Genomic DNA, 26,686 nt, shown 5'->3' with positions numbered 1-26,686 from the left:
CGGCGCTCTCTCCGGCGTGCCGGGCGGCCCCCCCGCGCACCTCCCCCCCGCGCCCCCCCCGCCCGCTTCTTCCCGGCGCCGCCCCCCGCGCCGATGTCGTCAACTATTGACGAACCATGGCAGGCCCGAGACACGTCTCGCGGTCTGACCGGCGAAAGTGCGGTCATCCTCCGAACAGGACCGGATCGCGGGGCGGGTGGACGTCATCTAGGCTACGCACGTCCATCCCGGCCTCATCGAGGGAGTCGACCGTGACGCGTCACGCCGGAAGCCGTACTGAGGAGATTCCGCCCACCGGTGTGGACGTCTCCGTACCGCACTCGGCCCGGGTCTACGATTGGTGGCTCGGTGGAAAGGACAACTTCGCCGTCGACCGGGCGGTGGGCGCCGCGTTGATCGAGGCGATCCCCAACCTGCGGACGATGGCCGCCGAGAACCGGCGGTTCGTCCACCGGGTGGCCCGCTACCTGGTGACCGAGGCTGGGATCCGCCAGTTCCTCGACATCGGCACCGGCATCCCCACCCGGCCAAACCTGCACGAGGTCGCCCAGGCGCTGGCGCCCGAGACCCGGGTGGTGTACGTAGACAACGATCCCATCGTGCTGGCGCACGCCCGGGCGCTGATGATTAGCAGCGAGGAGGGGCGCAGTGAGTACATCCACGCCGACCTGCGCCGGCCGGAGACGATCCTCGCCGACCGCCTCACCGACACGCTAGACCTGAGCCGGCCCGTGGCGCTCACGCTCATCGCGGTGCTCATGCTGTTGCGCGACGAGGACGAGCCGGGGGAGACGCTGCGTACCATCATGCGGGCCTTGCCCTCTGGCAGCTACCTGGCCATCACCCACCCGACCCAGGACTTCAACCCCTCAGAGATGGCCGCGGCGGTGGCCGCCGCCAATCAGGGCCACATGACGCTGGTGCCGCGCACCCGCGCCGAGGTGGAGCGGTTCTTCGACGGGTGGGAATTGATCGAGCCGGGCATCGTGCCCGTCATGGCGTGGCGGCCCGATGACGCCGGCTCGGACGACCCGCACGCGGCCTACTACTGGGCCGGCGTCGCCCGCAAGCCCTGACTTTCAACGTCGGTGGATCCGTTCCCGACCACCGTCCCCAGGACTGCGTCGGGAGCAGGTTCGGAGCAGCAGGGCGCACTGAACGGCCCTGAACTGCTCGCTGCGGGTCGAAGCGCTCCCTGGTACGTGATGGCCGCCCCGCGTGGTGATGGCCCGTGCGGGCCATCACCACGCGGTTGTTCACGACCCCGCCGGCTCAGGCCGGTGGCCCGCCGTACGTCACCGTCGTCTCGGCTGAGCAGATCGAACTGTCCGCCCGGCACACCTGGTACGTAGCGGTGCCGCGGCCTTGGACATCGATGGGATCGGTGTGGGCGCCGTCGTTCGGCACCGTGTCGACCAGCGTGCCGTCGCGGTAGATGTCGACGTCGACGGAGGTTGCCCCCTGCCAGGTCAGATCCACCGCGAGTTGGCCCCTGTCCCGGCGTACCGAGGTGCCGACGGTGATGGTGTCGCGGTCGAGGTTGGTCGCGTAGCTTCCCTTCCCGGTCGCCAGCAGCAGGCGGGACGGGCCGGCGAAGGTCAGCGTCCGAGGTTGCCGTACCGATTCGATGCCACGGTCGAACGGGGAGAACGTGGTGCCGGCGTCCGCGGAGCGGACGACCCGGGGGTCGGTGTTCAGCGACATGTACAGAGTCCGCCCGTCGGCCGCGTCACAGGCCAGGTCGGCGACGGTGGCGTTGCTCGTCCAGCCGGTGGATTCCCACGTGACGCCGCCGTCCAGGCTGCGGTACACGCCAGTGGAACTGAAGCTCAACCAGGCCGCCATGTAGACGACGTGCGGGTTGTGGGACGACGCGCACAGGTATGGATTCATGTACCTTCCGGACAGGCCGATCATCGACGTGAACCACGACGTGCCGCCGTCTTCCGAGCGCAGGACACTACTGGCGTAGGCACCGCTCCGGTCGTTGATCGACGCGATCATTTCCTGGTCGGTGCCGTTCTCCACGATCTCGATGTCGAGTGCCGCCTGGCCGGACGTTCCCTCGTGGACCTTGGCCCAGGTCCTGCCGCGGTCCAGCGTGCGCCAGATCGTGGCTTCGGTGCCGGCGTACCCGAAGTCGGCGCCGGCGAGGACGATCAGGTCCGGGTCGGTGCGGCTGAACCGGATCGTCGTGAGGTCAGACTCGAAGTAGGCCCCCTGGTCGGGGCCGAGTACGCTCCAGCCCCCGTCACCTCCGCGCCGGTAGAGCCCCTCCTGGGCCACTGTCGTGGGGCCGTTGGAGAGGGCGTGGAGCGTGCCGTCCGGGGCGAATCGGACGGTGCTGTACCGGGTCGGCGGCACCGGCTCCCGCTTCCAGCTGGCACCACCGTCGACGGTGGAGTAGACACCGCCGGTGTTCTGTCCCTGGAAGGCGATCGCCATCTCGTTCGGATCACGCGGGTTGACGTCGATGGAGCGGAGGTCGATCTCGGCGATCCCGTTCGACGACTGGGCGAACGACGTGCCGCCGTCGGTGGAGCGGAAGACGGCCTGCGTGTCGGTGCCGAGAATGACCTGCCGCGAGTTGCCGGGCGCGAAGCGGATCGACCGCCCGGTCAGAGTGTTGGTACCGCCGACACTGATCTCCCAGGTCGCTCCGCCGTCGGTGGTGCGGTGGACACCGGTACCGGCCGTGGTCACCAGGATCGTGTCCCGGTCGTGCGGATCCACGGCGATGCCGTGGACCACCGGAGTCGGCCAGCTGCTGTTGTGCAGTGGGGTCCAGGTCACACCGAGGTCGGTCGACTGGTAGAGACCGAGGTACTGGTTCGAGAAGAGCTGGCCGCCACCGACAAGCAGCCGCGTTCCGTCGTACCCGATGTCGAACAACGGGCTGGCGGGAAGGCCGGCGGAGCGTTTCGTCCAGGTGACCCCGCTGTCCCGGGTGACCCACATCTGGCCGGCGTCGAACGCGGCGATCACCGTGTTCGGGTCGTTCGGGTCGATCGCGATCGCCCTGCCGGACAGCGCGGCACCCATCGCCGGGGTCCGGTTGGTCCAGGTCACGCCGCCGTCGGCCGACCGCATGAGGTTGACCTTCTGGGCACCCAGGCCACTGGCGATCCCGGCCCACAGCACCGACGGGTTGACCGGGTCGACCGCGACGCTCAGGACCTGGTCGTTGAGGCCGATGTTGAGGTTGCCGGCGACCCAGGTCAGGCCACCGTCGTTGCTGCGCCACACGCCGTCCTGGGTGCCGACGTAGGCGGTTCCGCCAGCGGTGAACTCGATGGCGAAGACGCTCCTGCCGTGCAGCGCCGGCACCTCGGACCAGGTGGTGCCGCCATCGCCGGAGCGGTACAGACCTCCGTTGTATCCACCGCCCGGTGCGTAGCCGGCCAGCACGATTTTCGGATCCGCAGGGGACACGGCGGTGTCGTAGATGTCGCCACCGGGCGGCCCGAGCAGCGACCAGGCCGCCGCCGTGGACGTCACCGCGGAAGCGGTCTCGCCCACCGTGGGCGTCGCGGCAACGCCGTCCGGGTGGTGTCCGTACGCGTCCGCGGTCAGACCCGAGCTGTCCGTCCACTGGTTGTCGCTGGCTGCCGTATCGGCGGCGGCCGTGCTGGCTGCCAGCACCGTGCCGCCGGTGAGGCCGAGCGCCAGCAGGGCACCCAGAGCACGTCGCAGTCGACTCGTACTCATGACTCGTTGTCTCCTTCGTTGGGGGTGGGCGCCGACGTGACCGGTCATCCCTGCTGGCCTGCGAACCGCACGATGCTCTTGTTCGAGCACTTCAGCGTGCCGGCGTGGCACACCCGGTAGGTGTACGTGACGGCGCCTGAGCCGTCGACGGCGTCGGCGTACGTGCCGTTGTTGGGCACCGTGGCGACGAGCGTGCCGTCGCGGAAGACGTCGACGTTGGTCGAGGTAGCGCCGTCCCAGGCCAGATTCACGACGGCGTTGCCCCGCACCCGATGTGCTGCGGCGCTGAGTTGGATCGCCGTGTCGACCTTCACCTTCACCACCCGACCCGGCGAGCTCAACGTGCCGAGATAGACGAAGCCACCCTGCGGGTCGATCACCGCGGACAGCAGCGAGTTCTCGCCGTCGGCCAGCGTGGCCGCACCGACCCGCTGGAAGCCGGTGAGCTCGATCTTCACGACCCCGCCGGGTGCGGTGCCGGTGCCGAAGTAGGCGTACCGACCGGCCGGGTCGATCGCCGCCGTCAGCAGCGAGTTCTCGCCGGTCGCGAGTTCGATCGCCGCGACCCGCTGGAAGCCGGCCAGGTCGATCTTCACGATGCGTCCCGGTGACGTGCCGGTGCCGAAGTAGGCGTACCTGCCCGCCGGGTCGATCACCGCCGAGTAGAAGAGACTCTCGCTCACCATCGCGATCACCCCGACCTCCGCCATCGTCGTCAGGTCGAGCTTCACCACGAGCCCGGGCGCGGTGCCGGTGCCGAGGTAGGCGTATGCCCCCGCCGGGTCGATCACGGCGGAGCGCAGGTTGTCCACGCCGCTGCTCAGCGTGGCCGCGTCCACCCGCTGGAAGGTGTTCAGGTCTATCTTGACCACCCGTCCCGGCGCGGTGCCGGTGCCGAAGTAGGCGTATGCCCCCGCCGGGTCGATCACCGCCGACCGCAGGTAGTTCTCGCCGCTGTCGAGCGTGATCGTGCCGACCCGCTGGAAGGTGGCCAGGTCGATCTTCACGATGCGGCCGGGTGCGGTGCCCGTGCCGAGGTAGGCGTACCTGCCGGCCGGGTCGATCACCGCCGAGTTGAGGAAGTTCTCGCCCTCGGCCAGCGTGATCGCACCCACCCGCTGGAAGGTGCCCAGGTCGACCTTCACCACCCGACCCGGGGACGTCTGCGTACCGAAGTACGCGTACCGGCCGGCGGGATCGACCAACCCGGAGAAGAGTACGTTCTCCCCGGCCGCCAGCGTCGCGGCGTCGACCCGCAGCGGCACCCGGATGGCGACGCCCTCCAGCGTGATCGCGTGCGGACCGTCGGTCGCGTCGCTGGTCACGGTCACCGGCGCCGTCGCCGGCTCTTCAACGGTCGGCGTGAACGTGTATGTCACGGTGCAGCTCTGCAGGTGCGAGAGCGTGACCGGTAGCGCGCCACACGTGCCGCCGGACTGCGCGAACCCGCCGCCCGGCTCGGTGATCGCGCTGACCGTCACCGGTTCGGCGCCGGTGCCGGTCAGCGTCGCCGTCAACGGCCCGGCCGTGTCGCCGATCTTCGTCACGCCGAAGTCCAGCGAGCGGGGTGCCACGCTCAGTTGTCGTCCGTCCGGTGGTACCAGGGCGAAGTCCCGGGCGGCGGTGCCGCCCTCGGCGACGGTCGCCGGGCCGGTCGCCGCCTGGTATCCGAACGCCGAGGCGGTCACGGTGTAGCTGCCGGCGGGCAGGGTGATCGCGTACCGGCCGTCCGGCCCCGTGGTACGGGTCCGGTTCACCGATCCGGCGATGGTGATGGTGGCGCCGGCGATCGGCGTGTTGGTGGGGGCGGCGAGCACGGTGCCGGTCAGCTGTCCCTTCGCCGGACGCGGCGCCCGGGTGACGGCGGCGAGGGCGTCCAGCTTGCCCTGGCCCCACACGTTGTTGTTGCCGCTGGTACCGCCACAGGTGAGATCCGCGGTGTCCACGGCGGAGCCGTCCAGGATGGACCGGGTGGCGGCGATGTCGCGCTCCAGCGCGGGCGCGGCGGACCAGAGCAGCGCGACCACGCCCGCCACGTGCGGGGAGGCCATCGACGTGCCGGTGAGCGCGCCGTAACCGCCGTTGGCGAAGGCCGAGCGTACCGCGACACCCGGGGCGGAAATGTTCGGTTTCACCTGGTCAGCGCCCCAAGCCGAGGGGCCGCGGCCGGAGTTGACGTACAGGGCGCCGTTGACGTCGAACGCACCGGCCGAGTACGCCTCGGGCAGGTTGCCGGGGTTGCCCGCCTGCCCACACGCTGACCCCGGGTTGCCGCTGGAGAACTGGGGGAAGATCCCGGCCGCCACCCAGGCCTGGACGGTGGGCTGGTACCAGGGGGAGGTGGTGGCGCCGCCACCCCAGGAGTTGTTGATGATGTGCGGGCGGAGCGCGGGGTTCGGATTCTTTCCACGCAGGTCGGTGGGGGCGAGCATGAACTGCCCGCTGGACAGCAACGCGGAGGACGTGCAGGAGTTGGACTCGCAGCCCTTCGCGGCCATCCACTTCGCCCCGGGCGCCACCCCGATCTGGTTGGCCCCGCCATCGTTGCCGACCATGGTGCCGACGGTGTGGGTGCCGTGGTTGTTGTTGTCGCACGGCACCAACGACGGGGCGCCGCACACGCTCGACGGGTCCCACCAGTTGTAGTTGTGGTCGAACGCGCCGTTGCCCAGGTTGCCTCGGTACTGCTTCACCAGCGCCGGGTGGTTGTACCGCACCCCCGTGTCGATGCTGCCGATCACGATGTCCTCACCGGTCACCGCGTACTGCTGCCACACCTGCGGGGCGTTGACCCGGCTGATGTTCCACTCGACGGCCGTGATCTGCGATTCGTCGCCGGCTGCTTCCGGCGTGGGGAGCTGGTAGACCTGGTCGGCGGTGATCTGGGTGACCTCTGGGCGGGCGGCGATCCGCTTCAGCAGCGACGCGTCGCCGGTCACCCGAACCGTGTTGGCGATCCAGTACGGCTGGTGGCTCGCTCCCGCGGCCTTCAGCATCGCCACCAGACCAGCCTGGCTGGCCCTGGCGGTGCCGGTCAGCCTCTCGTACACGAACCGGCCCTGCGCGGCCCGATCAGTGATCTTGGCTGCGCCGGAAAGGTCGGCCCGCTCCCGCAGGTACACCCAGAAGGTGGCGGTACCGTCCGCGGCAAGTGTGGTGTGCAGCGCCGGCTCGACCGATGCCGTCCGGGTGGGTGCGGCCACCGCCGTTCCTGGCATCCCCAGGACGAGCAGCACGGCCGTGACCAGGACGGCACCCAGTCGGAGCCTTCGCCGCCGAGGGGCGCTCACGAGCGTCGGGGAACCCGTCGCCAATCCATTCAAGGAACTCTCCTCTGTCCTCGCGGTGCGGTCTCGCCCGCTGTCCCTTGTCGGGCCTGAGTCCGTAGCGGCGGAGGGGCTCATACCGACCGCCATCCGCCCTCGTGCCGGGTCCCCTCCGCCGTCTCGCCCGCCGGTGCGTTCTCGTCCTCGGCCGGGCTGGGCGGTGCGCCCGCAGCCGGCCGTACCGCACCGGCAGGGGACGCTGGTTCGCTGGGAGACCCGGACGCTCCAGGGGTCTCGTCGGGCTCAGGATGATGCATGGCAGCAGCCTGGCCGCGAGGCAGCACGGGAACAATCCCGGAAACCCGGCAACTAACGGCTTGCCACTCAGTGCAACCGGCTCGCGATGGCCGCTCGGGAACGGATGCGCAGCTTCCGCAGTACGGACGTGATGTGCTGCTCGACCGTGTACACCGAGAGGAACAGCTCCGCGGCGATCTCCTTGTTCGTGCGACCCGCGGCGGCCAGCTCGGCCACCTCCCGCTCCCGCGGTGACAGCTCGTTGCCGTAGCTGGGCCGCCCGGTCCGGCGGCGACCGGGCAGCGACAGGCCCCGCTGCCGAGCCGCGCCGACCGCGCGGGCGTAGTCCCAGGTGGCGCCCAGGCGCTGATACGTGGCCAGGGCCGCCGACAGCTCGGCGGCACCGGCCTCGTGGTCACCCGCACCGAGCAGCGCCAACGCCGCCTGCTCCCGTGCCTGGGCCGCCTGATAGGGATAGGGCAGCCGGTCGTAGTGGTGAGCCGCCTCGACGAGGTGGCGGGCCGCTCGCGGCGGGTCGCCGGCAGCCGTCTCCAGCAGGCCCCTGGCGTGTTGGAGAACGGCCGGGGCGATGGAGACGTCCAGGTCACCCAACCGGTGTTCGTAGTCGGTCAGCAGGACGTCGGCGTCGGTCAGCCGGCCCGCGGCGACCAGTGCCTCGGTGGCGGCCGGTAGCACCGGCGCCGCAGCCGCCCACGCCTCCTTGCCGGTCAACACCGCGAGACATCGTTGCGTCGCGGTCAACGCGGCGTCGACGTCCCCCCGGGCGAGCGCGATGCGGGCCAAACCACTCGCCGGGAACGCCAGCGACTCCACCAGACCCAGATCCTCGGCCAGTTGCCGGGCACTGGCGAGTCGGTGTTCGGCATCGTCGAGGTGGCCGTGACCGAGGGCCAGGCCACCCAGCGCCAGCTCGGCTTCGATCCGGCCGAGCGGGTAGTCGGACAGGGCGTCGAGCAGGGCGTCGGTGCCGTCGGTCAGCGCGTCCCAGGTGCCCCGGAGATAGTGCAGCAGGACCAGCGCCGACCGGGTGAGCAGCTCCAGCCGGCGGCTGCCGTACCTGACCGCTCCCGTCAGGGCAGTCGTCAGCAGCCGCTGCCCGACCTCGTGGTGCCCGAAGTAGCAACACTGGGTGCCGACCGAAAAGTACGCGTTGACCTCGGCCAGCGACTGGGGTGAGCTTCCGGTGGCCGCTTCGATACGGTCGAGCACCTGCCGCCAGCGGGGGTCGCCGAGGGTCACCAGCCCCATCCCGACCTTGCCCAGCACGAACACGCCGACCATCGGGTCGTGGACCTCCGCGAGGAGCTCCAGCGCGCGGTAGAGCCAGCCCCGACCCCGGGTGACCGTGCCGATGGACGCGGTCAGCAACCCGACCGCGACTGTCGCTCGCACTCGCAGGTCTGGCCGGTGCGGCAGCTGTTCGATGGCGGTGGCGAACAACGTGCGCTGCACCGATGGATCCTCGCCGGCCACGTTGAGCGCCGAGGCCAGCAGGAACCGCAGCTCCCCCTGCATCGCTGGCGCCCCGTTCTCGTTGAGCACCGCCCAGAGCAGGTCGACGACCTCGTGCGTACGCACCATCTCAAGGGCGGCCCAGCCCAGCTTCACCGCCAGCCGCGCGCGCTCCTGCGAGGACAACGGCCCATGACGTACGACGTCTTCGAGCAGCCGGACCGCCTCCGCGTCGTGCCGCAGCGCCGCCGCCTGGTCCGCCGCCTGCTCGGCCGCGCGTACCCACTCGTCCAGCAGGCGAGCGTGGCGAAGGTGGTGTGCCCGCTGCCCCAGCGGTATCGGATCGAGCGCGCCGAGCGCGGCCGCCGCCCGGCCGTGCAGCTGCTGCCGGCGCGGTCCGGGCAACGCCTCCTCCACCGCCTGCGCGGCCAGCACGTGCCGGAACCCCACCAACTCGCCATGCTCGACGAGCAGGCCCGACTCCAGCGCCTCCTCCAGGCCCGGCAACGCCCGGGCCGCCGGTATCCGGCAGGTCGCCACCACCACCGACATCGGCACCGACGTGTGCAACACGGCCGCCGCCTCGACAACCGCTCTGGCCCCGTCGGACAGGTGCGCCACGCGTTCGAGCACCTGGTCACGGACTCCGGTGGGCACGTTGAGCTCACCCAGCTCCCGGCGTGCCCAGCCGCCGTTCCGGCGGACCAGTTGGCCGTTCGCCTGCAACAACGCCAGCAGCTCCTCGATCGCGAACGGCAGCCCGGAGGCCCACTCGCACAGGTAGTCGGCGAACTCCTCGGAGACCCGGGCCAGCCCGAGGATGGCCGCCGCCAGCGCACCGGTCTGCCCCGCGTCCAGCGGGGCCAGCACGACCTGCGCGTGCCTCGTCGACGCCGGCAACCGTGCCGTCAACGCCCGTACGCCCGGGGCCGCCTCCTCGCTGCGGAACGTCAGCAGCACCGACAGCTGCGTTGGCAGATCACCCAGCAGGTAGCTCGTGAAGTCGAGGGTCTGCTCGTCGGCCCAGTGCAGGTCCTCCAGGACCAGCACCACCGGCCCCACCGACCCCAGCACCTCCGCCAGCGCACGGAACACCCGATGGCGTTCGGCAGCCGGGTCGTCCAGTGGCTCGGGCGCCGGTGGCAGTGCCTCCGCGAGCTCGGGCAGCAACGGCCGGAGCGCGCCGGCCAGCGGCGACAGCCGGGTTTCCGCCAGCTCCGTGCCGAGCCCGCGGACCGCGTCGATGATGGGGCCCAACGGGAACGGCTCGCGGATCCGCCGGCTCGCCCCGAGCACGAACCTCAGCCCCGCAAGCTCAGGCCGGGCTCGTACCTCGGTGATCAGCCGGGTCTTGCCGGCTCCCGCCTCGCCCTCCAGCACCACCGCGGCGGGCGGCGTCGCCAGGGTCGACACCAGCAGGTCGAGCTCCCGGATGCGCCCGATGAGCCTGGGGGAGGAGATCCGCCGCTGGCCAGGGGCCGGCCCACGCCGCACGACCGAGTTCCCCGCCACCAACCGGATCACGCTCACCCGTCAGCGCCTGGCGTACCGGAGCTAGGCGCGCGGCCGTCGGGCCGCCCGGCACGGGGGACCCGAACTCCCGGGGACCTGCCGGCGGGCGGAGTGGCGATGGTGCGGCATGGTCGTCCTCCCCGAGGGATCGGGCGGCTGGGGGCGGCCGGAACTGTCCGCCCGGCCTACGCCGCCGGAGCCGCTTGCCTGGCATTCTGCCGCAGCCGACCGGCGATCGGTACGGCGTATTCAGCGGACGAGGCGGGCACGTGTTGCGCCGCGCCGCCGTACGGTGTCCTGCTCGGAGCAGGGCGAGCGGCCAGGACCGGTGCATGGGGGAGATGCTGGAGTCCACTGAGGAACGCCGAACCGCCGTCGATCCCACCAACGCCGACGTGCACGCCGAGTAGCCGATGGGAGCGCGCCGCTTGACCGACAGCTCCGCGATCAAAGCAGCTCGCCGGCGCACCATTCATGATCGCCGCAGCCGTAGCAGGTGTGTCGCATGCAGCCAGTGCAGATCCCGAGGTTTTCCAGTCGGTACCAGTCATGGCAGGTGGAACAGATCTCGCGGCGGGAGAGCATGGCGTTCCAGCCGACGGACCCCCCATTGAGTTCGTACGAGGCGGCGACGAACTCGGCCAGCTCGGCATCGTACGCCGGAGCCGCCGGGTCGCTGACCTTGTAGTTCAGGCTCCAGCAGTACACCGCGAAGAACGCCGTGCCGGTGACCAGGAAAGCGTGACCGCGTCCGTCCCGGACCCAGGCATCGCGGAGGTGCCGGACGCGTTCCTGGAAAGGCCGCGAGCCGTCCAACATCACGCGATCGCCAGTCATCCCGGCATTATGCGGGCAGGGTCAAGTGCCCATCGCGATGAGCGGATGTCCGGCCTGCCACCGCACCGGCAGCACCGGTCCCGCCCGGACGACTACGCCGTTGTGGCTGCGGCACCGGCAGTGTGCTGCTGGTGGGCTGCGGTGCGCCGAACGACCTGGATACCGGCGGTCGTGGTGATCACAAGTGCCACGGATGCGGCGACCAGCAGCAGGGTGGTCTCTGCCTGGACGGTGCGCATGTACTCACCCCCGTTCGCGGTGGCGGACAGGAACTGCACGGCTGCGATCAGGTTGAGGGGTACGGCGACGATGGCGCTCATCCACCACCGGGCCACCGGCGCTGTGGGCGCGACCGGTGACCTGGTGCGCCGGGTCCGGACGAACCAGTTGGCGACGCCGGCGACGGCGGCAAGCAGCGTGAGAAGCAGCAGCCAGAACATCGCCGACGACAGCTCACGAAGCGGCACGACGGTGTCAAGCATGTCCACCGCGCCGGACCCGTCGTGGGTCACGACGCCGATCCGGTGCTCGTACACTGCGAGGGCGACGATGGTGTGGAAGACGTCGACGACCGTGAGGGCGACAAGGACGGCCACGGCGGTGCGGGCAGCGGGCACCTGACGACGATAGCCGATGGCAGAGACATCGCTGGGGCGCGCTGCGATGGTCCGGGCGTGCCGCAGGCGCGTCTGGGTGGTAGTTGTTCAGGGTGCCCTGCCCGCAGCCTCTCGACGTGTTCCTCGTGTCGGCGTACGGTCTCGCGGCAGTCTGGGCGAAGCCTCGCCTAACCTGGCGGAATGGCTTTGGACGAGGTGCCCACGGGCGACCGCCACACTGGCGGAGAGCCCTTCTGGCTCGCGCCGGACCAGCCGTCGGCAGTAGCCGACTGCGTGGTGCCAGCGCGCGGGGTCGCCGCCAGACGGACTCGGTCCGCCGTCAATCGGCCAGTGCTGTTCAAAGGCGTTCACATCTCTTGGCAAGAGCCCGCCGCTGAGGCTTTCCTGCCCGAGGACGACCAACCATGACGCAACGAGGATCCCGGATGGGCCTGCTTCAGGTCTGCGCCGCCGGAGTGCTGTGGGGAACCGGTGGCCTGGCGGTCACCGTGCTGCACGAACGTGACGGACTCGGTGCGATGACCGTCAGCGCCTGGAGGATGCTGCTCGCGGCGGTCGCGCTGATCGGGTTCGCCGTCGTGACACGCCGCGCCTCGGTGGTGCGAGCAACGGTGCGCGATCACCCGGGTATGGCCGTGCTGGTGGGCTGCGGCACCGCCGCCTATCAGGGCCTCTACTTCGTCTCGGTGCTGATGGTCGGGGTCAGCGTGGCCACCGTGGTCTCCTTGGGCCTTGCTCCGATCCTGGCCGCGGTCTGGGAACATCTGCGTGCCCGCACCCGGCCCTCAGCTCGGGAGGCAGGGGTGCTGGCCGCCGCGCTGACCGGGCTGATCCTCATCAGCGCGACGGCAGGCCACGGATCAGCAGGGCCCGGCGACTCGCCGTACCTTGGTCTCCTTCTTGCCGTGACCGCCGGGGCGACATACGCAGCGACGACGGTTCTGGGACACACCATCGCGCAGCGAACCGATCCCGTGGCGTTGACCACCTGCACCACAACCGTCGGCGCCGTCGCACTCGCTCCTTTCCTGCTGGTCGCCGCAATGGGTAACGACCCCCTGATCGGGACGAGCGCAGCGTCTCTGGGCCTGCTGGCCTACCTCGGCATCGCCACCATGGCCTTGGCCTACGGCCTGCTCTACGCCGGCCTGCGCACCACCTCTGGTTCAGTGGCAACCGTGGCGACACTGCTCGAACCGGTATCCGCGGCCCTGCTCGCCGCCGCTCTTCTCGGCGAGCGCCTGCCCTGGCCCGCCCTTCTGGGAGGAGCCCTGATCCTCATCGCAGTTGCCGCTCTCCGCTCCACCGAGAAACATCCCATCCCGGCCTGAAGCGATTCCCGCGATAGCACTGCGAGTATCCGCTTCAGGCAGGGTCTCCTTGTCTTGTGCGGCCACGGTGACCGCATCCTTTCTGGGACGGAGCCGCCACGCCGTTCTGGACAGACTGTGCACCACCTTCTGCGGGAACTGCCGGGCTGGCCGGTCAGGCGGGGGCAGACGAATCGACCACCCAATGGTTGGTTTGGAACGTGCGCCCGGCGAAGGTCGTCTCCTCCTCGCCGGCAAGCGAGAAACCGGCCGAGCGGCAGATTGCGTTCGATGCTGCGTTCGTCCTGCTCGGAAACGCGTGGATCAGTCCCCAACGGCCGTCCGCTCGGGCAAGGCCACGTACGACACGAACGGCTTCACTCGCCAAGCCTCTACCTTGGAACTCCGGTAGGACCATCCAGCCGATCTCGGAGATGCCGTCGTGGCTGTATAGCGTCACCGTTCCCGCCACCTGTATCGAGTCATCGGGAACGATCATCTTGATCCAGGCACTGCCCTCGGAAACCGTTTCAAGGTCACGCTGGAGCTGACCTGGAATGCGTTCACGCGGCTGTGGGCCGCCGAGTTCCGTCATCATGACCGGATCGCAACGCATACGGAGGTAGGCCGCGAGATCGGCAGGTTCCACGTCACGCAGCAGCATCTCCCGACGATATACCGCGGCAACGACGCGCACGGTCCGAGCAATAGCAGGATCGGGTGCGCACACATGCCGCGCACCGTGCGCGCCGAGCCTCCGAGGTCCATCACGCCCCGTCTGGTGGGCCCTGCTTGTCGCCCGCGCTCAGAACGTGGCCTGCCGGCATAATGCCCACGTGTCGCACGCCGATCTCACGTTGTCTGCCTGGTTGGGCCTGTCCGACGAGGCAGCCGGCCGTACCGCCGCTGCCATCGCGCGTAGCACCGAGGCCCGTCTCGCCGGCATAGGTCCGCACGCGTACGCCGGCCGGACCGGGCGGGTCGCATTTTTCGATCACGACGGCATCCGCTACGCCTTGGTGCCAGGCGGCGCCGTACAACTCGGCCATGACGCCGACCGCTTCGTTCCCAGCGCCCGGCAGCTCACCGACTTCACTACGGCCACCGCACAGTACGACCTCACCAGGCCGCTCGACCGCTTCGTAGCCGAGGCCACCTCGCCGCCGCGCCACGTGTTTCTACCGGCCCGGCTCGTCGCGGTTCGCTCCGAGGAAACCGACGCGCTGCTGGCAGCCGACGACGAGGCCGACCTCGACGACAGCGACGAGGAGTACGACCACGCCTGGCTGATGGCCGGACTCGACCGCCTCGGCCTACGACCGCCGACTCCCGACGAATGGGAGTACGCCTGCGCAGCCGGGGCCACCAGCCTGTTCCGCTGGGGCGACGAGTATCCCGAGGGCGAACCCTACGGCGACGTACCCCTCATCCAAGAACCGAACCTGTTCGGCCTGGTCATCGGAGACGACCCGTATCGGGCCGAGTTCACCACCGACCCAGCGGTCCTGTGCGGCGGGGACGGCGGCGCGGCACTGTGCGGTGGCTATGGCAACTTCCTGACCTGGCTCACCCTCGCCACCGCCTACCGCGACCCGAACCTGGCGGATGCCGTCTACGACGGCGGCCTCACCGGAGAGACTCCGGTGCGGCCCGTCCTGCAGATACCTTGATCAGATAACGGCCTCTGCCGCGAGGTGAGCGTTCGCAACACAGGACTGTAGCCACTGCACTTCGTGCGTAACGGAGGGTGCCGCCATGAGGATGATCGATCTCATGGTGGGGCCAGTCATGGCCGTCCCGGCGGAGCCGGCCTTGTCTGTCGCGGCCACGTAGACGCGACCGGGCGGGTGGGGCCTGGCAAGCCGAGGCTGACGGGATTGGCGGGAGGTCGTTGAGTTGGGGTGCCCAGGGCGGTTGAGTATCCGTGACCAGGTGAGGGACTTGCGGAGACTCCTATCGTGGACGCGTGGTGATGACCTTCCTGCGCCAGGGGACGCTGCGGTTCACAAGCTTCGCATTGACCTGGCTCTACACGCTGCACCAGATTCATCCGGCGGTGTGGCGGCTCATGGCGCGGAACTACCGTCCGTACATGGGTCGCTTCGCTCGGCTGCACGCGTGGATGACCTGTCAGTTCGCCGCGATCGACGTGCCCGCGTACGGCGACTTCCTGCGCCGCAACCAATGGCGCTTTCGCTGGTTCGACCTGTCGTCGTACCCGCCGACGGACAAGCAGTCGTACGTGAAGGCATACCCGGAGGCCCAGCGCTGCTGGCACGGTGAGATCGAGATCGCCGGCAGCGTCGTCGACGAGTCCTCGGGATCGTCCGGTCAGCCGTTCAACTGGATCCGCAGCCGCCGCGAACTGCGCTCGGTCCACAAGAACCTGGCCGGCTACGCGACCATGGTGTTTCCGTCGAAGCGGCGGTTCGTCATCAACGCGTACTCCATGGGTGCCTGGGCCACGGGCACCAACACCGGCATCGCCATGTCCAAGATCGCGATGGTGAAGAACACGGGCCCGGACCTGCAGAAGATCGCGGACACGCTGCGGTACTTCGGGCCCGGGTTCGAGTACATCGTCACCGCGTACCCGCCGTTCCTCAAGCATCTGCGCGACAAGCTCGACGCCGAGGGCTTCCCGTGGGGGGAGTACCGCATCAGCGGTCTGGTCGGCGGGGAGGGGATGACCGAGGCGCTGCGTGACTACCTGGAGGAGCGCTTCCTCAAGGTGCGCTCCGGCTACGGCGCCAGCGACCTCACCATCGGTATCGCCGGGGAGACCGACTTCACCGTCTGGGTCCGCCGCCGGCTACGCACCGACGTCGCCCTGCGGGCCGCCCTGCTCGGCCCCGACGAGCACCGACTGCCGATGATCTTCCAGTACAACCCGCTTGAGACGTATCTGGAGACCAACGCCGACCACGAGGTGCTCTGCACGATCAACTCGACGGCGGTGCTCAACCCGAAGGTCCGCTACAACATCGGCGACGAGGGACGGCTGATCGCGTACCCGGATGTGCTGGCCGCGATCGGGGACCCGGCCGTGCGGTCGGACGCCGAACGCGCCGGACGGACCGACCGGATGCAACTGCCGCTGCTGTTCCTGTTCGGCCGCAAGGACAGCACCGTCTCCTACATGGGTGCCAACATCTACCCGCAGGACGTCGAGTACGGCCTCTACGCCGACAATCCCCTCGCTCACCTGCTGCACAGCTTCTGCCTGGAGCTGGAGGAGCATGCGGACCTGGAGAGCCGCCCGGTCGTCAACCTGCAGCTGCGCGAGGATCTCGCGCTCGGCCCCGACGAGCGGCTGGCCCTCGCCGAAACCTGCCGCGGTGGGGTGCTGCGCTACCTCGCCGAGGTCAGCCGGGACTTCGCCGAATCCCTCGTCGAGGACCCGTCCGCAGCCGACCTGCGGGTGAGAGTTCATGACTACGGCACCGGCCCGTTCGCCGGCGCAACATCCAAAATCAAAAATGTGTACCTGGTGAAGGGCGCGACGACGTGAGGACCTCCGACTTTTCCGCCGCGCCGCCGGTTGGCCAAGCGACCGCCATGTTCGTCGGCGCCACCCGATACCGAGGGCCCCGCTCGATCCTCACCCTCACCCGCACCTGGTTCAAAATGGTCAAGCAGATGAAACGGATGGACGGATACCGGTGGCATACCGTGTACTACCAGTTCCCGTTCACGCTCGGCACCATCGCGTTCTTCAGCGACCGCGACGCGCTGCTGAAGTTCGCGCGCAGCCGCCACCACCGCGACCTCATGTGCTGGGTGACCGACCACGGCACGCAGAACGCGACCGGCGGCTACATCCGGCTGTACAACGCCGAGCCCGAGGGCTACACCAACGGCGTCTGGCGTGCCGAGGCTGACGGCATGGCGCACATCCAGGCGTTCACCCCGCTGTCTACCGAGACGGCCGGCCCACCGGTGCACCGCGCATGAGAGTCTCCGCCGTGAAGTCGCGGGCCGACCTGCGGGCGTTCATCGACTTCCCGCTGCGGCTGCACCCGACCAACCGGTACGTGCCCCTGCTGTCGTCGGTGATCGCCGCACACCGCCGTACCGCCGAACTGTTCCTGATCCGCGACGGACGCGGCGCGGTGGTCGGGCGGACCAGCGTGCACCGCAGCACCGCCTTCGACGCAAAGGTCGGCCCGCGGCAACTGTTCGGGCACACCGAGTTCGTCGACGACGACGCCGTTTTCGCCGCCATCATGGACACGGTCGAGGCCAGGGCCGACGGCCGGCCGCTGTTCGGACCGGTCGCGCTGCTGCCCAACCAGACCGGCGGGGTGATCACCTCCGGCTTCGCCGAGCGTGGCTTCGTGGACTCAGCCTGGAACCCCGCCTACTACCCGATCATGTATGAGCGGCACGGCTTCCAGCGCCGCTTCGAGGCCGACACCTGGCTGGTCGACCTTGACAGCCGGGACTCCGGGGCCGGCTCGACCCCCGCTGGCGCTCCAGTCGGCACCGACCGCGACCACGGGTTCACCTTTGACGACACCCGGATCCCCGCGGAGCGGCTCATCATCCGGCACGGCTCGCGGCGGCACTTCCGCGAGCAGCTGCCGATCCTGCGGCAGCTGCTCAACGCCAGCTTCGCGCAGCTCGGCTACTACACCGAGATCTCCACCGAGCAACTGGCCGAGCAGACCGACGGCCTCGCCTACCTGCTCGACGAGGCGTTGCTGCTCTGGCTGGAGAAGGCCGGCCGGCCAATCGCGTTCGTGGTGACCGTGCCGGACATCTCCGAGTTCCTCATGAAGGTCGGTGGCCGGCTCGGCGTGCTCAATCAGCTTCGCCTGCTGGCGACCCGCGCCCGGTACCGGCGCGACGCGGTGCTCATCATCAAGGGCACCGTGCCCGAGGAACAGGGCAAGGGGTACCTGACGCTGCTGTCTCGGGAGTTGCACCGCAACCTCGCTGCCGGCGGGTACCGGACACTGCGCAGCACCTTCGTCGAGCGGGAGAACGCCGCCTCGGCCGCCCAGTACCGGCGGGCCGGCGGGCGACCACTGCACGGGTACACATTCTACGAGAAGCGGTCAGCATGACGTGGGTCGAGCAGTTACGGGCGTACGAGGCGACCTGCCGCCGGGCGCCGAGCGCACACAACACACAACCATGGCTGCCGGAGTACCACGCCGACGAGATCGTCATCAACGTCGACCAGTCCCGCTCCTTGCCGGATTCTGACCCGACCGGACGCGACCTCGGCCTCGGAATCGGCGCGTTCGTCGAGACGTGCCTCATCGTCGCCGCCGATCTCGGCCTCAACGTCACCGCGGCACCCGGCCCCCGCCTGGTCGCCGCGCCGCACAGATACCCAACCCCGTTCACGATCGCGGACATCGAGTCCCGCCGGGTCGCCCGTGGCCGGTACGCGACCGGGCCCGTCGACCCGGCCGTGCTCGCCGACCTCGAACCTGGCCTCGTCCACCTTCCCGCCCAGGATCTCGCGCGCGAATTGGTGGTCGCCGACCGCTGGCTGTTCGGCACCCCGGCCGTCGCGGCCGAGCTGCGCGACTGGCTGCGCCTCGACCCCCGCCATCCGCGCTACCACGTCGACGGACTCACCGACCGAGCGCTCGTCCTGTCCCGGTTCGAAGCGCGGTTCCTGGCCGCCTCGCTGCGCGCGTACCCCGTCACCCGCCGGTTGGGCCTCGCGGCACTGCTGGCCGTCAGCGGCCGGAGCCTGCTGCGGTACGACGGCAGCATCCTGGTCATGCTGGCGGACGGCGACGACCACATCGCTGCGGGACGTCGTCTCCTGCGCACGTGGCTGGCCCTCGCCAGGCACGGCCTGGCGGTCCATCCGCTCAGCCAGCTCATCGACTGTCCGGTGACCGCCGCCCGGCTCGCGGAACGGGTGGGTGGCCAGCCGCTCGCGTTGTTCCGGGTCGGTCGGCCCCTCACCGAGCCGACCCGATCGGCCCGGCTCTGACGAACTCGTGCACGGTTGTGGATCGTTGAGTATCGATGATTGTTGTTGGTGCTGCGATCATGAACGCCTGCCGCGGCCAGGATGCCGCCCTGTGGGCGTTGCCGAAGACGGACCCGGCGGCGGCCAGGCTGGCCACCGCCGGGCCTTTCCCACAGCCGGCGAGTTTCAGTTTCTGACGTTCTCGGCTCTGGACGGGCGTTGCCGGGGGAGGCGGAAGCCGGCGGTGATCAGCCAGGCGAGGCCGGTGAAGCGGGCGATCGGTAGGAGGATGGCCGCGTTGTCGATGAGCAGGCTCAGGGTGGCGATTTCGGCGACGGCGGCGATGATCAGGCCTGACCAGGCAAGCCAGCGTGGCAGTAGCCGGGCGAGGAGGCCGGGCACTGCCACGCCGGCGATCAGCAGGCCCAGCGGCACCACGTGCCCGACGCCGCCGGTGGCGAAGGTGAGGTATTGCAGAGCGCGCACGAGGGCCGGTTCGTCGAGCACCTCGGGTTGGGAGGTGACCCAGCCGATCAGGCCGCAGAGGGCGAGGAATCCGGCGGAGAGAGTTCCGCCGATGAGCGCGATGGTCGCGCCGGGTGCCCGGACGCCGAGTTGGTGCAGGCGCGCGGACGCGGTCGCGGCGTAGATGGCCAGCGGGATGGCGGCGGCGAACTGCAGCGCCGCGCTGACCTGCACCGCGGACTGGTGGTCGCGGAAGTACGCCAGGATGTCGGCTGCGGGGCCGTACGGCGACGGGTAGGGCTTGCCGCCGGCGAGCAGGGTGCCGAGGACGAGGCTGGCCATGAACAGGGCCGTGAACACGACGGCGAGGACGCCGAGCGGTGGCCCGGTTTGGTGGTGGCGGCGCTGGGTTGCGTTTGTGGTGGTCATGCGATCACCCGCCCGCCGGTCAGGTCGAGGGTGACGCCGGTGATCCAGGACGAAGCGTCGGATGCCAGGAACAGCATCGCCTCGGCGACGTCGTCGGGCTCGCCGATGCGCCCCAGCGGGAAGTGCCGGGCCGGTTCGTCGAGTTGCTGAGTGCTCATTGCTTGCTCCATGCGGTCGTTGCGGACAGCGGACGGGGCCAGGCAGTTGACCCGGACGGCATGCTGGGCGACCTCGTTGGCGAGGTGTCGGGTGAACATGACGACACCGGCCTTCGCGGCCGCGTACGCGGCGTTGGCGTGGCTTGGTTGGCGTCCAGCGCTGGAGGCCATGGTGATGATCGCGCCGCGTCGGTGGCGGACCATATCTCCCTTCTCGCGGGTGAACAGTTCAGCTTGGTGAACCATTCACTCGGTGTAACGTATCTGGGTGACCTCACGACGGCAAGCCCGCCCCACCGGAGCGGCGTTCCTGGTGGCTCAGCTCGGCGCACACGCAGCCGAGCGCTTCGCCCAACGGGTGAAGGAACTCGGGTTGACCCCGGCCGACGTCGGGCTGCTGCGCATGATCGCCAGCCAGCCCGGGCGAAGCCAGCGGTCGCTCGCGACGGACCTCGGCGTCGTACCCAGCCGGGTGGTCGCGCTCGTCGACAGCCTCGAGCGCAAGGGTCTCGTCGAGCGGCGACCCGGCGAGACCGACCGCCGCCACCACGCGCTGCACCTCACCACCGATGGCGAGCAGGTGCTGATGCGGATGCGGTCCATCGCCGCCGCCCACGAAGACGACCTCTGCGCCGCCCTCAGCACCGACGAGCGCACCCAACTCGCCAGCCTGCTACAGCGGATCGCCGACCAGCAGGGACTCGTCCCACACGTGCACCCCGGATACCGAAACCTGAGCGCTCCGCGGTGACGACCACCTCAAGCCGTCGGTCCCCAACCACCCGGTGACCGGCATCCTGTCGCCTGACACCAGACGCTCCAGCAGGAAGCCAGGAGAGTCACGCCGACCAGCGTGCCGCCCCGGGGCAGCGTCACCGGTCCTCCGGGTGGCCGGCCGTCCTTAGGGTCCCCCCGCACCCGGCACGGGGTTGAAGTCGTCGTCGACCAGGCCGAGCCGGTGCGCCAGCACCGCCGCCTGCACCCGGTTGCGCAGCACCAGCTTCTCCATCGCCGCGGACACGTGCGTCTTGACGGTGGTCACCCCCAGATGCAGCCGGGCGCCGATCTCCGCGTTCGACAGCCCAGCGCCGACCAGGGCCAGGACCTCCCGCTCCCGGGCGCTGAGCAGCCGCAGCGCCGCCGCCGACCGGTCGGGCTCGCGCTCGCGGTCGTGGGCGGCGAGCGCCCGGCGCAGGACCCGGGCCAGCACCGGCGGCGCCAGCAGCGCCTCACCCCGCGCCGCCCGGCGTACCGCGTCCACCAGTTCCTCCGGGGCGCCGTCCTTCACCAGGTAGCCGAGCGCGCCCACCCCGAGCGCGCCGTACACGTTGACGTCGTCGGCGAACGTGGTCAGCACCACCACCCGGGCGGACCGCTGCCGGTCCAGGATCCGCCGGGTCGCCTCGATGCCGTCCATCCTGGGCATCCGCAGGTCCATCAGGATCACGTCCGGCCGCAGCCGCTCGGCGAGGCGGACCGCCTCGTGGCCGTCTCCGGCCTCACCCACCACCTCGAAGCCACCGGCCGTCCGCAGCAGCAGACCGACCCCGGCCCGGACGAGCGTCTGGTCGTCCACCACGAGCACCCTGATCACGTGTTCTCCCTGATCGGTAGCCGGGCCCGCACCCGCCAGCCACCGCCGTCCGTGGCCGTCGCGGCGAGCGTGCCACCGAGCAGGCCGACGCGCTCCCGCATCCCGTTCAACCCGTACCCGGACGCGGGCAGCACGGGACGCCGCGTCACCGGCCCGCTGTCCAGCACCTCCAGCAGCAGCGCACCGTCGAGCACCCGGACGTCCACCGAGGCGATCGCCCCGGGCCCGGCATGTTTGAGGGTGTTGGTCAGCGCCTCCCGCACCACCCGCGCGGCCGTCGTCCCCACCACCAGAGGCACCCGGTCCAGTGTGGCCGGATCGCCCACCTGGACCGTGACGCCCGCCTCCCGTAACCGTCGGGCGGCGTCCCGGATCACCTGCGCCGGCTCCACCTGGGTGTCGGCCGGCTCGACCGCCTCCGGGTCCCGGAGCACCTCCAGCAACTCCCGCAGCTCGTCCAGCACCTGCCCGGCCGTGTCGCGCAACTCGCCGAGGGCGGAGACCGCCTCCTCGGTCCGGCCCGTGTGCTGCACGGCGTACCGCGCCGCTCCGGCGCGCAGGGCGATCGCCGCGATGTGGTGGGCCACGATGTCGTGCAGGTCCCGGGCGACGGCCGTCCGCTCGGCGAGCCGGGCCGCCCGCGTCTCCGCCGCCCGGCGCTCCTCCACCTCCCGGGCACGCCCCTCGGCCGCCACCGCGGCGTGCCGCGCCCCGCGCAGGTACCGACCGAACGCGACCGGCGCCGCAACGACCCCGGCCAGCATGATCAGGCGGATCACCCCCGTACCGCCGGAGAGGACCCCGGCGTCGCCCTGCTGCAGCACGTCAACCAGCGTGACCCCGAGGAAGAGGACGTACGCCGCCGCCGTCGCGGCCCGGCCGCACCAGTACGCGACGTAGCCCAGCGCGACCGCCGCGGCGAGCTGCGCGGTGCCCGCCCCGGCCGGCGCCACCGCGTCGGCGACGAGCAGCAGCGCCGACTCCGCGAACAGCACCGGCCAGGGCCACCGCCGTACGGCCACCAGGGCGAGCCCGGCGAGAACCGCGAAGACCCCCGCCCACCCCTCGCGGGCCGTCCCGGGCCGGGCGAGCCAGGTGCTGGCCAGCCCGAGGCCAGCCGTGACCAGCCCGAGCAGCAGCTCCCGCCACCAGCCGCGTCGCCCACCCATCACCTGGCCAACCATACGGAGGGCCGGCGCCCCCGCCGGCCCTCCCATCGGCCGCCATGCCTCCTCCAGGTGGCCGATACGCCGACCGCCGGCACGAGCCCCGCCCCGCCATCCCGCACCTAGCGTCACCGGCGTGACCAGCGACGCGCCGACCTTCCTCGCCCAGTTCATCCGACACCCGCTCACCACCGGCGCGGTGTTGCCCAGTGGGCCCACGCTCGCCCGGGACATCACCGCCGCGGTACCGCGGGTGGGGCATCCCCTGGTGGTCGAGCTCGGGCCGGGGACCGGGGCATTCACCCGGACCATCCAGGAACGGCTGGCCGGCCGCGGCCACCACCTGGCGGTCGAGCTCAATCCGACGTTCGCCACCGGCCTGACCCGTCGGCATCCCACCATCGAGGTGGTACGCGCCGACGCCGCCATCCTCGGGGAGTTGCTGGCGGAACGCCGGCTGCTGTCCGCCGACGTGGTGATCAGCGGGCTGCCCTGGGCCGCGTTTCCCGCCGGGCGGCAGCGGGCGATCCTCGACGCCGTGGTCGGGTCGCTCGGCGCTGGCGGCGTGTTCACCACCTTCGCGTACCGGCACGCGCTGCCGACCCGCCCGGCGCGGCGCTTCCACTCGCTGCTGACCAGGGCCTTCGACGAGGTGACCGTGGGCCGCACCGTGTGGACCAACCTGCCGCCGGCCCTGGTCTACCACTGCCGCCGACCGCTCCACCTCGCCCCCTGGCACGCGGGCCGTCCGTCAGCGAGGTAGCCACACAGCGGCATCTGGCTGGACCGACAGCACGACCGGCGCGCGTCAGCGGTGTGAGCCTGTCGATCGCCCGTGGCAAGATCTGCCAGGTGCAGATCGGGATGCTTGGACCGTTCGAGGTCCGCACGGACGACGGCATCCTGGCCGACGTGCCGGGCGCGCGCCTGCGCGGGCTGTTGGTCGCTCTCGCGCTCAGGCCAGGTCAGGTAGTCCCGAAGGCGACACTCGTCGACTGGATCTGGGGTGAACACCCGCCCTCTGACGCGGCGAACGCCCTGCAACGCCTGGTTTCCCGGCTGCGGAAAGTGCTTCCGGAAGGGTTGGTCGAGGGGCAGCCGGACGGCTACCGGTTGACGGTGGAGCCCGATGCCGTCGACGCCGTACGGTTCGAACGTCTTGTCGGCCGGGCCCGCGACGGCGAGGATCCGCAGCGGGTACGGCGGCTGCGCGAGGCCCTCGCGTTGTGGCGCGGTGCGGCCATGCAGGACGTCGGTCTGTCCGACAGCGCGGCGCTCGACGCGGCGGTCACCCGGCTCGAGAGGTTACGCGTGACCGCCATAGAGGATCGGTTCGACGCGGAGGTCAGCCTCGGTCACGGCGCGGAGCTGGTCACGGAACTGACCGACCTGGTGGCCGCGCACCCGGTGCGAGAAAGACTGGTCGCTGCGCTGATGCGTGCCCTCGCCGCGACCGGTCGCGATACCGAGGCGCTGCTCGTGTACCAGCGCACGAGCGAAGCCCTGGCCGACGCGCTGGGCGTCGACCCCTCACCGGAGCTCTCGGCATTGCACGTCGCGCTGCTGCGGGGCGAGTTGGGACGGCGGCAGGAGGGCCGAAGCACCAACCTGCGTGCCGAGCTGACCAGCTTCATCGGCAAGGACGACGCGGTCGCCGCGGTTGGCGCACTCGTCGCCGAACACCGGCTCACCACCCTGATCGGGCCGGGCGGCTCGGGGAAGACCAGGCTGGCCACGGAAACCGCGCGCAGGCTGCTCGATGACCTGCCGGACGGCGTCTGGCTGGTGGAGCTCGCCGCCATCGGCGCCGACGGTGACGTGGTGCAGGCGACGCTCACCGGGCTCGGCCTCCGGGACGCTCTGCTCGGCGAGGCGCCGAACACGGAACTGATCGACCGGCTCATCGCCGCGATCCGCGAGCGGGAAACGCTGCTGATCCTGGACAACTGCGAGCACGTGATCGAGGCGGCGGCGGCGTTCGCCCATCGACTGCTCGGGGAGTGCCGGCGGCTGCGGATCCTGGCGACGAGCAGGGAACCGCTCGGCATCACCGGTGAGGCGCTGTGGCCGGTCGCGCCGCTGGCCTTGCCCGACGGGGACGCCAGTCCCGGCGAGATCGAGTCCTCTCCCGCCGTCCGGTTGCTGCGGGACCGGGCGAGCGCGGTACGCAGGGATCTCGCCGTCGACGCCCACACGTTGTCGACGATGGCGCGCGTCTGCCGGGCGCTGGACGGGATGCCGCTGGCGATCGAACTGGCCGCGGCCAGGTTGCGCACCATGTCCATCGACCAGCTCGCCAACCGGCTCGACGACCGGTTCCGCCTGCTGACCGGCGGCAGCCGTACCGCGTTGCCCCGGCACCGGACGCTGCGCGCGATGGTCGACTGGAGCTGGGAGCTGCTGACCGACGCCGAGCGGGCGGTCCTGCGCAGGCTCTCGGTGTTCTCAGGCGGGGCGAGCCTGGAGGCGGCCGAGCGGGTCTGCGCCGGCGACGCGGTCGAGCAGGAGGAGGTGCTCGAGTTGCTCACCGCGCTGGCCGAGAAGTCGCTGCTGGTCGCCGAGGGTGAGGCCGCTCCGCGCTACCGCATGCTCGTCACGATCAGGGAGTACGCGGCGCACCGGCTCGCCGAGGCGGGGGAGTCGGATCTGACGCGCCACGCGCATCTCGTCTACTTCACCGAACTCACCGAGGAGGCGGAGCCGCAGCTTCGCCGCGCCGACCAGGTGACATGGCTCGCCCTCCTCGAGGCCGAGCACGACAACGTCGCTTCCGCGATGCGCGGTGCGCTCGCGGCCGGCGAGGCGCATGCGGCGATGCGGCTGGCCGCAGGCGCCGGCTGGTACTGGTGGCTCGGCGGCCACCGGACCGAGGGCATGGAGCTGATCACCGCGGCCACCGAGACGCCCGGCGAGGTGCCCGATGAGATCCGGGCCACGGTGTACGCGCTCGTGGTGCTGTTCCTGAACTCCGGGCCGGGCGACGCACACCATGCGGCGGAGTGGATCCACAAGGCGTACCGGCTCAGCCGGCGCAGTCGAGGCAGCCACCCGGGGATGGCGCTTGTCGTCCCGCTGGAACGCATGTTGCGGGAGCCGGACGCGCTCCTGCCCGCCTGGGAAACACTGCTGGAGCACGAGGACGCCTGGGTACGCGCACTGGCCCGGCTGCACCTCGGCAAGATGCGGATCATCCTCGGTGAGGACGGGCGGGATGTGGACGCGAATCTCGAGCGTGCGCTCACCGAGTTCCGGGCCCTCGGCGAACGGTTCGGGATCTCGTTCGCCCTGACCGAGCTGGCGGAGCTGATCGCCGTACGCGGTGAGTTCGCCGCTGCGTGCGAGCACTACGACGAGGCGATCGCGGTCGTCACCGAAGTCGGTGCCATCGAGGACGTCATCCGGATGCGATCGCGACAGGCGCGACTGTACTGGTTGCTGGGCGATGGGGATTCCAGCGCGACCGCCATAGCCGAGGCACAACGGTTCGCGGAACGGGTCACCTGGCCGGGCGCGCTGGCCGAGCTGGCGCTGTCGAAGGCGGAGCTCGCGCGCTGGAGCGGTGACGCCGAGGAGGCATACAAGCAACTCGGAGTCATGACAGCGATGCTGGGCAACGAGGCGGAGCTGGCGGGTGTCCGTGCGGGGACCCACGACCTGCTGGGCTACCTGGCCGACGATGTCGACCAGGCCCGTACGCATCGCGTGGCGGCGTGTCAGGCGGCGTTCGAGGCGGGTTACGCACCGATGATCGCGCAGGTGCTCGTCGGGGTCGCGGACCTGGCGTTGCGCCGCGACCAGCCCGAGCAGGCCGCGCGGCTGCTCGCGGCGAGCGCTGGTGTGCGTGGACTGCCGGATCGTTCCCACCCGGACGTGGCCCGGATCGAGCAGACGGTGCGGCGCCGCCCGCGCGCAGCGC

20 protein-coding genes are annotated in these 26,686 nt (G+C 70.7%); 10 read left to right on the top strand and 10 right to left on the bottom strand.

The annotated features are described in order from the left end of the window. Positions 1-251 precede the first annotated feature (251 nt). Positions 252-1,076, top strand: a complete 825-nt coding sequence (locus tag AB0L34_RS20215) for an SAM-dependent methyltransferase (protein ID WP_363705860.1) — start codon at positions 252-254, stop codon at positions 1,074-1,076. Positions 1,077-1,272: 196 nt separating this feature from the next. Here the strand turns inward: AB0L34_RS20215 and AB0L34_RS20210 are convergent, their stop codons facing one another. From AB0L34_RS20210 to AB0L34_RS20190, 5 genes are all read right to left on the bottom strand, one after another. Then, positions 1,273-3,708 carry a hypothetical protein gene (locus tag AB0L34_RS20210; protein ID WP_363705859.1) on the bottom strand — a complete coding sequence of 812 codons (2,436 nt, stop codon included), beginning with the start codon at positions 3,706-3,708 and terminating at the stop codon, positions 1,273-1,275. A gap of 44 nt (positions 3,709-3,752) precedes the next feature. Then, on the bottom strand, positions 3,753-6,911 hold the full coding sequence (locus AB0L34_RS20205; protein WP_363705858.1) for a S8 family serine peptidase: 3,159 nt from the start codon (positions 6,909-6,911) through the stop codon (positions 3,753-3,755). Between the two features lie 447 nt (positions 6,912-7,358). Further along, complete coding sequence (locus tag AB0L34_RS20200) at positions 7,359-10,274, bottom strand: AAA family ATPase (RefSeq protein ID WP_363705857.1); 2,916 nt, start codon at positions 10,272-10,274, stop codon at positions 7,359-7,361. Positions 10,275-10,703: 429 nt separating this feature from the next. Beyond that, positions 10,704-11,093: a hypothetical protein gene (locus AB0L34_RS20195; protein WP_363705856.1), complete on the bottom strand. Its 390-nt coding sequence runs from the start codon at positions 11,091-11,093 to the stop codon at positions 10,704-10,706. A gap of 92 nt (positions 11,094-11,185) precedes the next feature. Continuing rightward, entirely contained in the window at positions 11,186-11,710 is a 525-nt protein-coding gene (locus AB0L34_RS20190; RefSeq protein WP_363705855.1) for a hypothetical protein, read from the bottom strand. A 425-nt stretch (positions 11,711-12,135) separates the two neighbouring features. Between AB0L34_RS20190 and AB0L34_RS20185 the strand changes: the two genes are divergently transcribed. Beyond that, a complete protein-coding gene (locus AB0L34_RS20185) occupies positions 12,136-13,041 on the top strand; it encodes an EamA family transporter (protein ID WP_363705854.1) in 906 nt (301 codons plus the stop codon). 154 nt (positions 13,042-13,195) lie between these two features. Here the strand turns inward: AB0L34_RS20185 and AB0L34_RS20180 are convergent, their stop codons facing one another. Beyond that, complete coding sequence (locus AB0L34_RS20180; RefSeq protein WP_363705853.1) at positions 13,196-13,684, bottom strand: GNAT family N-acetyltransferase; 489 nt, start codon at positions 13,682-13,684, stop codon at positions 13,196-13,198. Between the two features lie 172 nt (positions 13,685-13,856). On the opposite strand from AB0L34_RS20180, the gene AB0L34_RS20175 reads away from it, so the two are divergent. From AB0L34_RS20175 to AB0L34_RS20155, 5 genes are all read left to right on the top strand, one after another. Then, positions 13,857-14,690 (top strand): hypothetical protein, encoded by an 834-nt coding sequence (locus AB0L34_RS20175; RefSeq protein ID WP_363705852.1) that lies wholly within the window; start codon positions 13,857-13,859, stop codon positions 14,688-14,690. Between the two features lie 302 nt (positions 14,691-14,992). Further along, positions 14,993-16,531: a phenylacetate--CoA ligase family protein gene (locus AB0L34_RS20170; RefSeq protein WP_363705862.1), complete on the top strand. Its 1,539-nt coding sequence runs from the start codon at positions 14,993-14,995 to the stop codon at positions 16,529-16,531. Next, positions 16,528-16,974 carry a DUF4188 domain-containing protein gene (locus AB0L34_RS20165; RefSeq protein ID WP_363705851.1) on the top strand — a complete coding sequence of 149 codons (447 nt, stop codon included), beginning with the start codon at positions 16,528-16,530 and terminating at the stop codon, positions 16,972-16,974. The genes AB0L34_RS20170 and AB0L34_RS20165 overlap by 4 nt, the downstream gene beginning before the upstream one ends. After that, positions 16,971-18,089, top strand: coding sequence for a hypothetical protein (locus tag AB0L34_RS20160; protein WP_363705850.1), 1,119 nt, complete (start codon positions 16,971-16,973; stop codon positions 18,087-18,089). Before AB0L34_RS20165 ends, AB0L34_RS20160 begins: the two co-directional genes overlap by 4 nt. Then, positions 18,086-18,979 (top strand): hypothetical protein, encoded by an 894-nt coding sequence (locus tag AB0L34_RS20155; RefSeq protein WP_363705849.1) that lies wholly within the window; start codon positions 18,086-18,088, stop codon positions 18,977-18,979. Before AB0L34_RS20160 ends, AB0L34_RS20155 begins: the two co-directional genes overlap by 4 nt. 165 nt (positions 18,980-19,144) lie before the next feature. Here the strand turns inward: AB0L34_RS20155 and AB0L34_RS20150 are convergent, their stop codons facing one another. Next, positions 19,145-19,852, bottom strand: coding sequence for a DUF4386 domain-containing protein (locus AB0L34_RS20150; protein WP_363705848.1), 708 nt, complete (start codon positions 19,850-19,852; stop codon positions 19,145-19,147). Next, complete coding sequence (locus AB0L34_RS20145; RefSeq protein WP_363705847.1) at positions 19,849-20,256, bottom strand: SDR family oxidoreductase; 408 nt, start codon at positions 20,254-20,256, stop codon at positions 19,849-19,851. Before AB0L34_RS20145 ends, AB0L34_RS20150 begins: the two co-directional genes overlap by 4 nt. 22 nt (positions 20,257-20,278) lie before the next feature. Between AB0L34_RS20145 and AB0L34_RS20140 the strand changes: the two genes are divergently transcribed. Beyond that, positions 20,279-20,761: a MarR family transcriptional regulator gene (locus AB0L34_RS20140; RefSeq protein ID WP_363705846.1), complete on the top strand. Its 483-nt coding sequence runs from the start codon at positions 20,279-20,281 to the stop codon at positions 20,759-20,761. Positions 20,762-20,911: 150 nt separating this feature from the next. On the opposite strand, the gene AB0L34_RS20135 is transcribed toward AB0L34_RS20140, so the two are convergent. Both AB0L34_RS20135 and AB0L34_RS20130 read right to left on the bottom strand, forming a co-directional pair. Further along, positions 20,912-21,604, bottom strand: a complete 693-nt coding sequence (locus tag AB0L34_RS20135) for a response regulator transcription factor (RefSeq protein ID WP_363705845.1) — start codon at positions 21,602-21,604, stop codon at positions 20,912-20,914. Further along, positions 21,601-22,773 carry a histidine kinase gene (locus AB0L34_RS20130; protein WP_363705844.1) on the bottom strand — a complete coding sequence of 391 codons (1,173 nt, stop codon included), beginning with the start codon at positions 22,771-22,773 and terminating at the stop codon, positions 21,601-21,603. Before AB0L34_RS20130 ends, AB0L34_RS20135 begins: the two co-directional genes overlap by 4 nt. A 133-nt stretch (positions 22,774-22,906) precedes the next feature. Here AB0L34_RS20130 and AB0L34_RS20125 point away from each other — a divergent pair, with 133 nt between their 5' ends. Both AB0L34_RS20125 and AB0L34_RS20120 read left to right on the top strand, forming a co-directional pair. Further along, positions 22,907-23,533, top strand: coding sequence for an SAM-dependent methyltransferase (locus tag AB0L34_RS20125; RefSeq protein ID WP_363705843.1), 627 nt, complete (start codon positions 22,907-22,909; stop codon positions 23,531-23,533). Positions 23,534-23,622: 89 nt separating this feature from the next. Continuing rightward, a partial coding sequence (locus AB0L34_RS20120; protein WP_363705861.1) for a BTAD domain-containing putative transcriptional regulator occupies positions 23,623-26,686 on the top strand: 3,064 nt, incomplete at its 3' end.

The sequence above is a fragment of the Micromonospora sp. NPDC052213 genome (genome assembly GCF_040679695.1).
GTDB lineage: Bacteria > Actinomycetota > Actinomycetes > Mycobacteriales > Micromonosporaceae > Micromonospora.
This window is presented reverse-complemented; position numbering and strand designations above follow the sequence as displayed.

What these genes read in the sequence shown, in the direction of transcription:
- AB0L34_RS20155 (WP_363705849.1), top strand. Translation starts at nt 18,086, where the DNA reads ATGACGTGGGTCGAGCAGTTACGGGCGTACGAGGCGACCTGCCGCCGG.
- AB0L34_RS20130 (WP_363705844.1), bottom strand. Translation starts at nt 22,773, where the DNA reads ATGGGTGGGCGACGCGGCTGGTGGCGGGAGCTGCTGCTCGGGCTGGTC.
- AB0L34_RS20145 (WP_363705847.1), bottom strand. Translation starts at nt 20,256, where the DNA reads ATGGTTCACCAAGCTGAACTGTTCACCCGCGAGAAGGGAGATATGGTC.
- AB0L34_RS20170 (WP_363705862.1), top strand. Translation starts at nt 14,993, where the DNA reads ATGACCTTCCTGCGCCAGGGGACGCTGCGGTTCACAAGCTTCGCATTG.
- AB0L34_RS20210 (WP_363705859.1), bottom strand. Translation starts at nt 3,708, where the DNA reads ATGAGTACGAGTCGACTGCGACGTGCTCTGGGTGCCCTGCTGGCGCTC.
- AB0L34_RS20180 (WP_363705853.1), bottom strand. Translation starts at nt 13,684, where the DNA reads ATGCTGCTGCGTGACGTGGAACCTGCCGATCTCGCGGCCTACCTCCGT.
- AB0L34_RS20195 (WP_363705856.1), bottom strand. Translation starts at nt 11,093, where the DNA reads ATGACTGGCGATCGCGTGATGTTGGACGGCTCGCGGCCTTTCCAGGAA.
- AB0L34_RS20185 (WP_363705854.1), top strand. Translation starts at nt 12,136, where the DNA reads ATGGGCCTGCTTCAGGTCTGCGCCGCCGGAGTGCTGTGGGGAACCGGT.
- AB0L34_RS20150 (WP_363705848.1), bottom strand. Translation starts at nt 19,852, where the DNA reads ATGACCACCACAAACGCAACCCAGCGCCGCCACCACCAAACCGGGCCA.
- AB0L34_RS20160 (WP_363705850.1), top strand. Translation starts at nt 16,971, where the DNA reads ATGAGAGTCTCCGCCGTGAAGTCGCGGGCCGACCTGCGGGCGTTCATC.